This is a genomic window from Streptomyces sp. NPDC006335 (assembly GCF_040612795.1).
GTDB lineage: Bacteria > Actinomycetota > Actinomycetes > Streptomycetales > Streptomycetaceae > Streptomyces.
Genome location: NZ_JBEXQX010000002.1, coordinates 481,001 through 492,696 on the forward strand (window position 1 = coordinate 481,001; position 11,696 = coordinate 492,696).

Below are 11,696 nucleotides of genomic sequence, written 5' to 3' on the forward strand. Positions count from 1 at the left end.
GCCCTACGACGGGACGGTCGTACGTCGATGAGCCCCCGCGCCGGGAACACCGGCCCCCACACTCTCGCGTTCGTCGAGAGCCCGGTCCAGCTCCTGAACGTGCTGGAGTGGGCGCACGGCCACGCGCCCGGCGCGGAGCTCACCCTCGTCGTGCTGTCCCCGACCGACCCCATGACCCGCGGCCAGCTGCGCCGGATGGCGGAACTCGCCCGCGAGGAGGGCCACGAGGTCCGCTGGGAGGAGGCGAGGGGCGGCCCCGCGGCCCCCTTCCAGACCATCGGCGGCCTGGCGGGCACGCTCCGCAAGGCGGACCGGGTGGTCCTGGGCGACCCGTTCTCCCGCTACGTACAACTGCTCCTGACCATCACCCGCGCCACCGACCTGGTCGTGGTCGACGACGGCACGGCGACGATGGAGTTCGTGTCCCAACTCGCCCGCGGCGAACGCCTCGTGCGCTGGCACCGCAAGGGCGGCCGCCCGAGCCCCCGCGACCTCGCCTTCGCCCCGATCTCCGCGGCGGCCCGCAAGCGCCTGACACCGGGGGAGGGCCGGGGAGTCGAGATCTTCTCCTCCATGCCGATGGAGGAGACGCCCGCAGGCGTCACGGTCTCGTCGAACACCTTCACCTGGACCCGCGCCCGTTTCGGCCCGCCGCGCATCACCAAGGGCGCTGACATGGTGGGTACTTCGCTCGTCGAGACGGGCGTGGTGGACGCCGACCGCTACCTGGAGGCGGTCACCCGCCTGGCCAAGACCCATGGCGCGACCCGCTACTTCGCCCACCGCCGCGAGGCGACGGACAAACTCCACCGGCTGGCAGTGGAGACGGGCCTGGAGATCGTCCGCCCGGACCTCCCGCTCGAACTGATCGCCCGCAGGGGCCCCATCGGCCGTACGATCCTGAGCTTCCCGTCGACGGTCGTCCACACCCTCCCCCTGGCCCTGGCCGGAACGGAGGTCCGCGTCTCGGTCTGCGACATCGACCCGGACTGGCTGACGGAGACGGCCTCGCCGCGGGCGCAGGGGTTCCTGTCCGGGGTCACGGACACGGCACGGGATGTGCACCGGCTGTCGGCGGTGTCGGCGGTACCGGCTGTCTGAAGCACCGAGCGCGTCTCTCAACTGAATCGTCTAGCATCGTCGTTCACTTGTGCGATGTTCGACGGGGTCTACGACGGGGGCGGCTGGCGTGAGTGCGGAGGCGCTGCGGGAACGGCGGGCGCGGATCGGGGAGTTCCGGCGCAGGGAGGTTCTGGTGCCGGTGGTCGACGGCTCGCTGCTGTCGGCGGAGGCGGGCGGCATTCGCTGGCTGTTTGCGTTCACGGATCGCGCGGCGCTGGAACGGTTCGCCGAGGCGCGGGGCGAGGACGTACCCGACTGGGTCCCGGTGTACGGGGCGCGGCTGCTGGACCAGGTGGTCCCGGCCGTGGACGGCCCGGCCGGCATAGCGGTGGACGCGGGAAGCCCGACAGGCCTGGTGCTGCCCCCGGTGACGGGGATCGTGCCGGACGCGGTGGCCGTCGACAGGGTGGAGCCGGTGGCGTGAGCGACGGCTACCAGGTCGATCCGGAGGCGATGGAACGGATCACCCGCGGCATCAACCAGGCGATGGCCGAACTGAAGAACTTCGGTTTCGACATCGAGGCGAACCTGGGCCGCGGCTTCGACGACCTGTCGATGACGGGCCTGGAGGCCGGCGACGACGCCCTCCAGCAGGTGTTCGCCGACTTCTGCGACCGCTGGGGCTGGGGTGTGCGCTCCCTGATGCAGGACGCCAACGAGTTCGCCGGCCGCCTCGGACTGTCGGCGGGGATCTACCACGAGCAGGAGCAGTACGTCTCCGACACCCTGAAGTCGGCGTGGACGGCCGGCACGGGCAACCCGTACCTCTCGCCGGAGGAGGTGAAGGAACGTTCCTGGTCGGAGACGCTGAAGGACAACCCCATCTCCCAGGTGGCGAACGCGGACTACAGCGCGGAGTCGTTCACCTCCGGCCAGGACGAGGTGAAGGCGGCCTGGTCGCAGGCGGCGGAGGACGTTTCGACCTCGACGGTGACGCCGGACGCGTTCCTCGATCCGCGGACGGACTGGCAGTGGAGCGGACCGCCCTCTGCGGATTCCTCGGCGGATGAGGGCTGATGGGCTTCGGGGATCTGGTCGGCGACTTCGGCGACGGCCTGGAGAGCGCGGCCGACGGCCTGAACAAGGGCGTCGGCGAGGCGGTCAACTGGGGCACGGACAAGACGGCGGGCCTGCTGTCGGACGTGGGCGCGGACGGCGCGGCCGAGAAGGTCCGCGACTTCGGCGAGAGCGTCAACAACCGCCTGGGCGGCACGGTGGCGGAACGCGCGCTGGGCGAGAGCGAGGACCCGAAGGAGTTGATCCACGGCAGCTCGGGTGCCCTCCGGGACCGTGCGGGCCATCTACGGAAGTTCGCGGCCGCCTTCGAGAACGTCGGCCAGGGCATGCGCTCGCTGGACCCGGGCGAGTGGCGGGGCCAGGCCGCGGACGCCTTCCGCGCGAAGTTCGAGGTCCAGCCCAAGCAGTGGCTGACGGCGGCGGACGCGTGCACGGCGGCGGCGTCCGCGCTGGAGTCGTACGCGGACACGGTGACCTGGGCGCAGGGGCAGGCGCAGGTGGCGATCGACACCTACCGCCGGGCCGAGGACGCCTCCCGGCGGGCGGCGGACGCCCATGCCGCGCAGGTGAGGGAGTACAACCAGGCGGCCGAACGCTACAACACGATCGCCGAGGCGGGCGGCGACCCGGGCGCGAAGCCGACGAAGCCCGGCGATCTGCTCGACCCGGGTGCGGCGGGCCGTCAGGAGGCGCAGGAGATCCTTTCCGCGGCCCGCCGTCAGCGCACCGACGTGGCCGAGGACGCCCGCCGCAAGATCGCTGCCGCGCTGGAATCGGCCCCGCCGAAACCGGAGTTCACCGACCGCCTGGGCGCGGGCGCGGCGGACCTGTTCGTCGGCACCCAGCTCAACTCGGTCCACTTCGCCGGCGGCCTGCTGCGCGGCGGCACGGACCTGCTGAAACTGGCCCGCACGGTCAACCCCCTGGACCCGTACAACCTGACCCACCCCGGCGACTGGTCGAAGAACTCCCAGCTGCTGCTGGCGGGCCTGGTGGGCACGGCGGCGCATCCGGAGCGCCTGCCGATGTCTCTGCTGGGCACGGGGTGGTCGAGCGACCCGGGGGACGCGGGCGGGTACTTCATCTCGAACCTGATCGGGGGGAAGGGCGCGGGCGGGTTCGGCCGGGCGGGGTTGCGGGACGCATTGCGTGGAGCCGCCAAGGAAGCGGCGACGGGAGCCGCGCGCAGCGGCACGCGCCGGGGGCTCATGGACGTCGCCCGGGAACTGAAGTGCAAGTTGTTCGGCAGCGACCCGATCGACATGGCCACCGGCCGCATGTCGCTGCCGCAGACGGACGTCTCGCTCCCCGCCCGGCTCCTGCTGGTGTTCTCCCGCCAGTTCGAGTCGTCGTACCGGGCGGGCCGCTGGTTCGGCCCGAAGTGGACATCCGCCGCCGACCAGCGCCTGGAGATCGACGCCGAAGGAGTCATCTTCGTCCGCGAGGACGGCTCCCTGCTTGCCTACCCCCACCCGGCCCCCGGCGTCCCGACCCTGCCTCTGGCCGGCGAGGCCCATCCCCTGACGGTCGACGAGTACGGCGACTACACGGTCACCGACCCTGTCGATGGTCGTGTGTGGGACTTCGCCGGACCGGGCGGCGACGGCGACGGCATCGCTCTGCTCTCCCAGATCATCGACCGCTCGGGCCAGTGGCTGACGTTCGAGTACGACGACGAGGGCGCCCCGACCGGGATCGTGCACTCGGCCGGCTACGACCTTCGGATCGAACGATCCGGGGACCGGATCACGGCCCTGCGCCTGGCCGACCCCGAGGGCGACATCGAGCTGGTCCGCTTCGGTTACGACGCCGGGGGCCACCTGTCGACGGTGACGAAGTCCTCCGGCCTGCCGACCCGCTTCACCAACGACTACCTCGGCCGGATCACCGCCTGGACGGACACGAACGACTCCTCATACCACTACGTCTACGACGACGAGGACCGCTGCGTCTCCCAGGGCGGCGAGGCGGGCCACCTGAGCTACACCTACACCTACGGCGGCCCGGACCCGACCACCGGCAATCGAACCGTCACGGCGGTCAACTCCCTGGGACACAGCACCCGTTACGAGATCAACAGCGACGTACAAGTGACGGCGGTGACCACCCCGGACGGCGCCACGACCCACACCACCTACGACCGCGCCCACCGCCCTCTCACGATCACCGATCCCCTGGGCCGCACGGTGAGTTACGCCTACGACGAGGCGGGTCGCACGGTCCTCGCAATCCGCCCTGACGGCCACTACACGAGCATCGCGTACGACGCCCAGGGCCTGCCGGTCACGGTGACCGGACCCGACGGCACGCATGTGGAACAGCGGTTCGACGAGTACGGCAACCGCACGGCGGTGACCGACGCCTCGGGCACGACGACCCGCTTCACGTACGATGACCGGGGCCACCTGGAGTCCGTCACCAACGCCCTCGGGGACACCACAAGGGTGCGCTGCGATCCGGCGGGCCTTCCCTTGGAGGTCACCGACCCACTGGGCGCGGTGACCCGCTACTCCCGTGACACCTTCGGCCGCCCGGTGAGGATCACCGATCCCACGGGTTCGGTGACGGTCCTGGAGTGGACGCCGGAGGGCCGCCTGTCTCGCCGTACGGCGGCAGACGGCACGACGGAATCCTGGACGTACGACGGCGAGGGCAACTGCCTCACCCACACGGACGCGTCTGGCGCGGTCTCCCGCTTCGAGTACACCCACTTCGACCTGCTGAAGGCCCGCACGGGGCCGGACGGCGTGCGCTACGAGTTCACCCACGACACGGAACTGCGCCTGACGAGGGTCACCAACCCGCAAGGCCTGACCTGGTCCTACGACTACGACCCGGCGGGCCGCCTGATCGCGGAGACGGACTTCGACGACCGCACGCTGACGTACGCCCACGACGCGGCCGGCCAACTCACGCAGAGCACGACGGCATCCGGCCAGTCGATCCACTTCTCCCGGGACGTCCTGGGACAAGTGATCCGCAAGGAGGCGGCCGGAGCGGTCACGACGTTCGCGTACGACGTGACGGGCGCGCTGGCGGAAGCGACGGGCCCGGACGCGGTCCTGAGGCTGTGCCGCGACGAGGCGGGCCGCGTGCTGTCGGAGACGGTCAACGACCGCACCCTCACCTACACCTATGACGAGCTGGGCCGCCGGACGGGCCGCACCACCCCGACCGGCGCGACGACGACGTGGTCGTACGACGCGTCGGGCAACCGCACCGCCATGGTCGCGTCGGGTCGCACGCTCACCTTCACGCACGACGAGGCAGGTCGCGAACTGACCCGCCACATAGGCGAGTCGGTGACTCTGACCCAGACCTTCGACCCCCTGGGTCGCCTGACACGACAGGACCTTGTCGGCCCCACCGGCAACCGCCTCCAGCACCGCGCGTACACCTACCGGGCCGACGGCAACCTCACGTCCATCGACGACCACTTGAACGGCCTGCGCCGCTTCGACCTGGACGCGGCAGGGCGGGTGACCGCAGTCCACGCGACGAACTGGGCGGAGACGTACGCCTACGACGAGGCGGGCAACCAGACGTCAGCGATGTGGCCCGCGACGCACCCGGGCCAGGCCTCGACCGGTGACCGCACCTACACGGGCACCCGCATCACCCGCGCCGGCGCCGTCCGCTACGAACACGACGAAGCGGGCCGCATCACGCTCCGCCAGAAGACCCGCCTCTCCCGCAAGCCGGACACCTGGCGCTATGAGTGGGACGCCGAGGACCGCCTGACGTCGGTGACAACGCCGGACGGCACCCGCTGGCGCTACCGCTACGACCCGCTGGGCCGCAGGATCGCGAAGCAACGCCTGTCCCCGGACGGCGAATCGGTCCTGGAGCAGGTGGACTTCACGTGGGACGGCACAACCCTCTGCGAACAGACGACAAGCTCCCCGTCCCATCCCAACCCGGTCACCCTGACCTGGGACCACCAGGGCCTGCACCCCCTTTCCCAGACGGAACGCATCACAGCGGCGGACGCCCCCCAGGACGAAATAGACTCCCGCTTCTTCGCCATAGTCACCGACCTGGTCGGCACCCCGACGGAACTCATCGACGAGTCCGGCGACATCGCCTGGCGCACCCGCAGCACCTTGTGGGGCACGACGGCCTGGGCAGCAGACAGCACGGCCTACACTCCGCTGCGCTTCCCGGGCCAGTACTTCGACCCCGAAACTGGCCTGCACTACAACTACTTCCGGCACTACGACCCCGAGACCGCTCGCTATCTCACAACGGATCCTCTCGGACTGGAAGCTTCGGACAACCCCGCCAGCTACGTCCACAACCCTCATGCATGGGTGGACCCCCTCGGTCTTAAGCCTTGTGTGCCACGGATCAAGGACGGCGGTTGGGACCTGAGGAACCGTAATCCGCTCGATGTTGTTCCTGATCACGCCACAAAGCGCGATCTCACGCCGGACCCGAATGGTGGGGCGCAAAAGGGCGTCGAGTACAAGTGGATAGATTCAGAGACGGGGAATACGGTTCGTTTTCGAGTGCACGATAAGGATGGGACCGCGCCGGCGGGCTCGAACGCGGCGCAGGGAGACGTCTACCGCATCTCGATCGGCGGCAGATATCAGGATGAGGTCGGAAACTTGTACCACAGGCAAGTCCACAACCCGCGAAGCCCGAGCTATGATTCGGATGCCGCGAATCGTACGCATATTCCTTGGCCTAGTCAGTATCCGCTGCCGTATTAATCAGACGAGGTTTTGTAAATGGAATCCCGCGATTTCATCAGATTGACACGCAAGATCCTGGATGGTGAATCCGGCGTTCGAGAGCGTGCTGCTGACGAGGTCACCGATCTGCTAAGTTCCTATTCGCCTGCTCAGGTTTCGACGTTGGCGGTGCTATTGTCGGCGCTGGCTGCCTGTGAGGAGGAGAATTCGGCCTTGGAGGCCGAGCTGCACGCGATTCTTGAGTTGACGTCCACGGGTCACGTACATGTGAATCACGTCGCGCAGCTTCGGGAAATTCGCTTGGGTGAGATTCCGGTCGGACTTCGAGAATATGTCACCGACCTGCTCGAGGGGTGACGTGAATGGAGCCTTATCGGCACCCCGGTCGGACCGCGCACGCCGCCCCCAGTACCGGAAGCGACCGAGCGAGTAGCGCGGAAGAGCACGCCTCAGTTTCCAGGACTCGAAGATTTCACGACCGCTTCACCGTTGGGGCTGAGAGGGAAAGAGTGCTGCTCTCCTAGGGGACGTGGCCATACCGCCGAGATCGACCAAAGCGTGAACGATCCCGTTCTACGCCGGTTTCCGTGCCATCAGGTACGCCCGCGACAGCCTTTCCTCGCCGAGGGGCTCCCTGAGGACGCGGAGGATCACCTGGAATCCTGCCTTGCTCAAGGGCTCTGTTACTGCCTCCGGTTCGCGCAGCCAGTAGTCGAGGGAGATCTTGTGGCCGAAGCGTTCGTCGAGGTGCATGTGGGTGCCGCCGGGCTCGTACTGGAAGCCGATCAGGGCGTGGGCGCCGGGGGCGAGGACGCGGTGGAACTCCGCGAAGGCCGTCGGGAGGTGGTCGTCCGGGACGTGGATGATCGAGTAGAGGGCGGTGATGCCGCCCAGCGTCTCGGACGGTAGGTCCAGCGACGTCATCGAGCCCACGTGGAAGCGGAGGTCCGGGTGGGCCCTGCGGGCCAGTTCCACCATCTTCGGGGAGACGTCCACGCCGAAGACCGGGACGCCGAGGTTGTGGAGTGCTGCGGTCACGTGTCCCGGGCCGCTGCCGATGTCTGCCACCGGCCCCTTGCCCTGCTCCTTCACCAACTCCGCGAAGCCCGTGATCTGGGCTCTGTCCAGCGTGGGGATGCCGGCCCAGTCGGAGAACTGCTCGCTGTAGGGCTCGGCGATCGTGTCGTACGCGGTTCGGGTGGCCCGTATGAAGTCGGGGTTCTCGGCGTTCACGCGCTGCACCCTAGCGGGGTGGCACGGGGCGGCGTGTGGAGTTTGCCTGGCGGTCACCGGGGGCTGGGGCGCGGGGACTTCAGGGCCTCGAGGAAGGTCGTGAAGGCGGCGGGCGGGAAGGCGAGGGTGGCCCTGGCAGGGGTCTTCGAGTCGCGGATCGCTATGTGGGTGGTTCGGTTCGCGATCTCCACGCAGGCGTTGCCTTCGCCTCCACCGGAGTAGCTCGACTTCCGCCAGTCTTCAGGGGTGGCCATGGTGCTCCTCACAGCTCCTTGGTCAGGGTGTGGATGAAGTCGCGCGACCGGTTGGGGTCGAGTGACACGCTCTCCAGCCTACGGAAGAGCGTTCGGAAGCGGGCGAGTTGGGCCTCGGCGTCAATGAACGCCGTGCCGTGAGGACCGTCGCGTACGACAGTGTCCAGCTTGGGGACGGCGCCGCCTGCGTACACCATGGCGCTCCCGGCTCCGGCGAAGCCGTCCAGGTCGAAGGGGATTACGCGGACGACTACGTGGTCTGCTTCTGAGAGTGCCTGGATATGGGCCAGTTGTGCCCGCGCGCCGGAACGGTCGCCGACTCGGATGCGCAGTGCCGCTTCGTGGATCACGGCTTCGTACGGGATCGGGTCGGGACGCTCGATGATGACCCGCCGCTTCATCCGGTGCTCCACTCGGAGGTCCACCTCACTCTGCGGGAACTCCGCGTTCACGTAGGAGAAGAGTGCTCGGGCGTAGTCCTCGGTCTGCAACAGCCCCGGGATGTGGAGGAAGTCCACGTCCCACCGGTGACTGGCGTGGTACTCCAGTTCAGCGAGATCCAGATAGGGCGTGGGCAGCCGCTCCTGGTACTCCTCCCACCAGCCGTGTGTCCGGTCGGTCGCCATGGACACGAGTGCGTCGATCAGCGCGCTGTCCGAGCATGCGTAGTTGGCTGCCATGGCCCGTAGCCGCTTCTCACTCACACCCGCGAGGGCCTTCTCGATCTGGCTGATCTGTGCGGAACTCACCCCGAGCGATGCTGCCGCCTCGCGCCCCGTGATACCGGCCGCGTCACGGAGCCTGCGCAACTCAGTTGCCAGCCGCACCTGACGTGCCGTCGGCTCGCTCCTAAGTGCCATCGAGGCTCCTCTCAACGCGCTTGTGAGAACGACTCGTTCGGGGGCAGATTACGCGACCTGCTTGCAGAACCTAGAAATCTATACCTACTGTCAGTGATGCAACGCACACTCTGTGGAAGTGCACCGCTTCGCCATGTCGTGACGGTAGCGGCGATGCCACCGCGCCCTCATCCCAAGCGAACTGAACTGGAGTTGACGCATGCCCGAAAACGAACCCTGGGAGTACACCCTTTACATCCCGAACGACCCCCGAGCCGTCACCGTCGCCCGCCGTACCCTCCGGCTCATCCTCACGATGCACGGCCTGATCCGCCTGACCGACACCGCGGAGCTCCTCGCGGCCGAGCTGGTCTCCAATGCCGTACGGCACACCAAGGGGCCCGCGGCGCTGAGGGTGCGCTGGGCGGCGGGAGTGCTGCGTATCGGGGCGTGGGACGCGGACCCTGGGCCTCCCGAGCCGCCGGGGGAGTTGGAGCTGCTGGGGGAGGCGGAGGAGGGGAGGGGGCTGGCGCTGGTCAAGGCCTGCGCCGATCTGTGGGGGTGGCAGCCGTTGGCCAGACACGGCAACCGTGGGAAGTTCGTGTGGTGTGAGCTGGCCGCCGCTTAGTAGTCAGGGGCCGTGGGGCCGCCCAAGAGGCGAAGTGCACCGCTTTCGTGGACCGGCACCGGAGCCGCGCTGGAGTCCGTGCACCGAGCCGAAGCGGCCCCACGCCAGGAAGAGGGCCAGGGCGAGGTGGACCAAGCCGCTCGCGATCATCTCCGGGCATCCCGAGTTCGAGGAGACGTGGATCACACACCTCCGTGTCACAGGGCGTCGGGCTGTCTCGTCTCAGGGGGTGTAGCCACCGACGAGCACGGAGGAGCACACCATGGACGCGCGACTGAACTACTTCGCCAGCCCGACCGCCGCGAAAGCCCTCAAGCACCTCATGTCGGCGGGCAAGGCCCTGAAGGACTCGCCGCTGGCGGCCGCGACACAGGAACTCGTGGCCCTGCGCGTGAGCCAGATCAACGGATGCGCCATCTGCATCGACATGCACACCAAGGATGCCGCCGCGGCCGGCGAGAACTCGGTGCGGCTGCACCTGGTGTCGGCGTGGCGAGAGGCCACGGTCTTCACGGAGGCCGAGCGTGCCGCGCTGGAGCTGGCGGAGCAGGGGACCCGGGTCGCGGACGCGGCAGGCGGAGTCAGCGACGAGGTCTGGGCGCGTGCCGCGAAGCACTACGACGAGGAGCAACTCACCGCCCTGGCGGTCCTGATCTCCTTCATGAACACGGCGAACCGGCTGAACATCATCGCCCAGCAGCCGGCCGGCGACTACAAGGTCGGGCAGTTCCACTGATCCGGCCGTCCATGAGCCGCCCGGGGCAACTGCCACCCCGGGCACGGGGGCGTTGCACAGCCCCGCCGACGGACCACAGGATCACCGGAACTGGCCCGCCCCATCAGATGCGGCCGGGCGGGAACACCTCAAGGGGGATGCGGCGTGAACAAGGTCGACGAGTTCGAGGAGCTGCGGCCACTGCTTTTCTCGATCGCTTACCGGATTCTGGGCAGCGTGAGCGAGGCCGAGGACGCGGTCCAGGAGACATGGCTGCGCTTCGACGGCTCGACGACCCTTCCCACGTCGGTCAAGGCGTTTCTGTCCGCCACGGTGACGCGGATCTCGATCGACGTGCTGCGCTCCGCGCGGGTGCGGCGGGAGGAGTACGTGGGCCCGTGGTTCCCCGAGCCGCTGCTGAGTGATCCGTACCAGGATCCGGCGCGTTCGGCGGAGCTGGCCGACTCGGTGTCGATGGCGGCGCTGCTGCTCCTGGAGCGGCTGAGCCCGCTGGAGCGGTCGGTGTTCGTGCTGCGGGAGGTGTTCGGTTTCGGGTTCGACGACGTCGCCTCGGCGGTGGGGCGTTCGGAGGCGGCGTGTCGGCAGCTGCTGGTACGGGCGCGGCGGCACATGGAGGCCGGGCGGCCGCGGTTCGAAGCGGACCGTCAGGAGCGACAGGAGCTGGCGACGCGGTTCTTCGACGCCCTCCGCGAAGGCGATGTCGCCGGCCTGCGGGATCTGCTGGCGGCCGACGTGCAGATGGTCGGGGACGGCGGCGGCAAGGCCCCGCAGCTGGCCAGGGCCGTCATCGGCGCCGAGAACGTGGCCCGGCTGCTGGCCTCCGTTTTCCCGCTGCTGGCACGGATCGACGTGACGTTCGAGCCGCACGAGGTCAACGGCCAGCCCGGTGCCATTTTCCGGGACAGGGACAGCAAGGTCCTCCATGCCCTGGCCCTCGACGTGCTCGACGGGCAGATCCAGACCATCCGCTCGGTGATCAACCCCGACAAGCTCGGCCACCTCGGACCGGTGGCCGACGCCTGGGCCATCGACGGCGAGGTGAAACAAGCCCGTCGGCAGTTGAAGTGACCCCGGGACCGGCCGTGGGCCGGCTCGTTCGCCCTGTCCCGCGCCCCCATCCCCACCGTTCCCACCGTGTCCCAATGCCGTTTCGACAGATGAACAGAACCG

Annotated in this window: 11 protein-coding genes; 8 read left to right on the plus strand and 3 right to left on the minus strand. The window is 68.8% G+C overall.

Translation table 11 applies throughout. The features are described 5' to 3' along the window. The first annotated feature begins 27 nt into the window (after positions 1 to 27). From ABZ098_RS08145 to ABZ098_RS08165, 5 genes are all read left to right on the plus strand, one after another. Complete coding sequence (locus ABZ098_RS08145; protein ID WP_356589349.1) at positions 28 to 1,101, plus strand: hypothetical protein; 1,074 nt, start codon at positions 28 to 30, stop codon at positions 1,099 to 1,101. A gap of 88 nt (positions 1,102 to 1,189) precedes the next feature. Then, positions 1,190 to 1,546: an SseB family protein gene (locus ABZ098_RS08150; RefSeq protein ID WP_356588428.1), complete on the plus strand. Its 357-nt coding sequence runs from the start codon at positions 1,190 to 1,192 to the stop codon at positions 1,544 to 1,546. Then, positions 1,543 to 2,139: a hypothetical protein gene (locus ABZ098_RS08155; protein ID WP_356588430.1), complete on the plus strand. Its 597-nt coding sequence runs from the start codon at positions 1,543 to 1,545 to the stop codon at positions 2,137 to 2,139. Before ABZ098_RS08150 ends, ABZ098_RS08155 begins: the two co-directional genes overlap by 4 nt. Next, a complete protein-coding gene (locus ABZ098_RS08160) occupies positions 2,139 to 6,854 on the plus strand; it encodes a putative T7SS-secreted protein (protein WP_356588431.1) in 4,716 nt (1,571 codons plus the stop codon). The genes ABZ098_RS08155 and ABZ098_RS08160 overlap by 1 nt, the downstream gene beginning before the upstream one ends. An 18-nt stretch (positions 6,855 to 6,872) precedes the next feature. Next, on the plus strand, positions 6,873 to 7,193 hold the full coding sequence (locus tag ABZ098_RS08165; protein WP_356588433.1) for a hypothetical protein: 321 nt from the start codon (positions 6,873 to 6,875) through the stop codon (positions 7,191 to 7,193). A 216-nt stretch (positions 7,194 to 7,409) separates the two neighbouring features. On the opposite strand, the gene ABZ098_RS08170 is transcribed toward ABZ098_RS08165, so the two are convergent. The 3 genes from ABZ098_RS08170 to ABZ098_RS08180 are packed head-to-tail and all read right to left on the minus strand — an operon-like array spanning position 7,410 to position 9,183. Then, entirely contained in the window at positions 7,410 to 8,069 is a 660-nt protein-coding gene (locus ABZ098_RS08170; RefSeq protein ID WP_356588435.1) for a class I SAM-dependent methyltransferase, read from the minus strand. Between the two features lie 53 nt (positions 8,070 to 8,122). Then, a complete protein-coding gene (locus ABZ098_RS08175) occupies positions 8,123 to 8,323 on the minus strand; it encodes a DUF397 domain-containing protein (RefSeq protein ID WP_356588437.1) in 201 nt (66 codons plus the stop codon). An 8-nt stretch (positions 8,324 to 8,331) separates the two neighbouring features. Further along, positions 8,332 to 9,183 (minus strand): helix-turn-helix transcriptional regulator, encoded by an 852-nt coding sequence (locus ABZ098_RS08180; protein ID WP_356588439.1) that lies wholly within the window; start codon positions 9,181 to 9,183, stop codon positions 8,332 to 8,334. Positions 9,184 to 9,382: 199 nt separating this feature from the next. On the opposite strand from ABZ098_RS08180, the gene ABZ098_RS08185 reads away from it, so the two are divergent. The 3 genes from ABZ098_RS08185 to ABZ098_RS08195 all read left to right on the plus strand — a co-directional run bounded on the left by ABZ098_RS08185 (position 9,383) and on the right by ABZ098_RS08195 (position 11,594). Next, the gene (locus ABZ098_RS08185; RefSeq protein ID WP_356588441.1) at positions 9,383 to 9,790 is read left to right on the plus strand and encodes an ATP-binding protein; all 408 of its coding nucleotides are present in this window, start codon (positions 9,383 to 9,385) and stop codon (positions 9,788 to 9,790) included. Between the two features lie 262 nt (positions 9,791 to 10,052). Continuing rightward, positions 10,053 to 10,526, plus strand: a complete 474-nt coding sequence (locus tag ABZ098_RS08190) for a carboxymuconolactone decarboxylase family protein (protein WP_356588443.1) — start codon at positions 10,053 to 10,055, stop codon at positions 10,524 to 10,526. A 144-nt stretch (positions 10,527 to 10,670) separates the two neighbouring features. Next, positions 10,671 to 11,594, plus strand: coding sequence for an RNA polymerase sigma-70 factor (locus ABZ098_RS08195; protein ID WP_356588445.1), 924 nt, complete (start codon positions 10,671 to 10,673; stop codon positions 11,592 to 11,594). Positions 11,595 to 11,696 lie beyond the last annotated feature (102 nt).

Bases quoted from the DNA above. Each gene is read 5' to 3' on its own strand.
- ABZ098_RS08145 (WP_356589349.1), top strand. From the start codon at position 28: ATGAGCCCCCGCGCCGGGAACACCGGCCCCCACACTCTCGCGTTCGTC.
- ABZ098_RS08160 (WP_356588431.1), top strand. From the start codon at position 2,139: ATGGGCTTCGGGGATCTGGTCGGCGACTTCGGCGACGGCCTGGAGAGC.
- ABZ098_RS08165 (WP_356588433.1), top strand. From the start codon at position 6,873: ATGGAATCCCGCGATTTCATCAGATTGACACGCAAGATCCTGGATGGT.
- ABZ098_RS08175 (WP_356588437.1), bottom strand. From the start codon at position 8,323: ATGGCCACCCCTGAAGACTGGCGGAAGTCGAGCTACTCCGGTGGAGGC.
- ABZ098_RS08180 (WP_356588439.1), bottom strand. From the start codon at position 9,183: ATGGCACTTAGGAGCGAGCCGACGGCACGTCAGGTGCGGCTGGCAACT.
- ABZ098_RS08185 (WP_356588441.1), top strand. From the start codon at position 9,383: ATGCCCGAAAACGAACCCTGGGAGTACACCCTTTACATCCCGAACGAC.
- ABZ098_RS08190 (WP_356588443.1), top strand. From the start codon at position 10,053: ATGGACGCGCGACTGAACTACTTCGCCAGCCCGACCGCCGCGAAAGCC.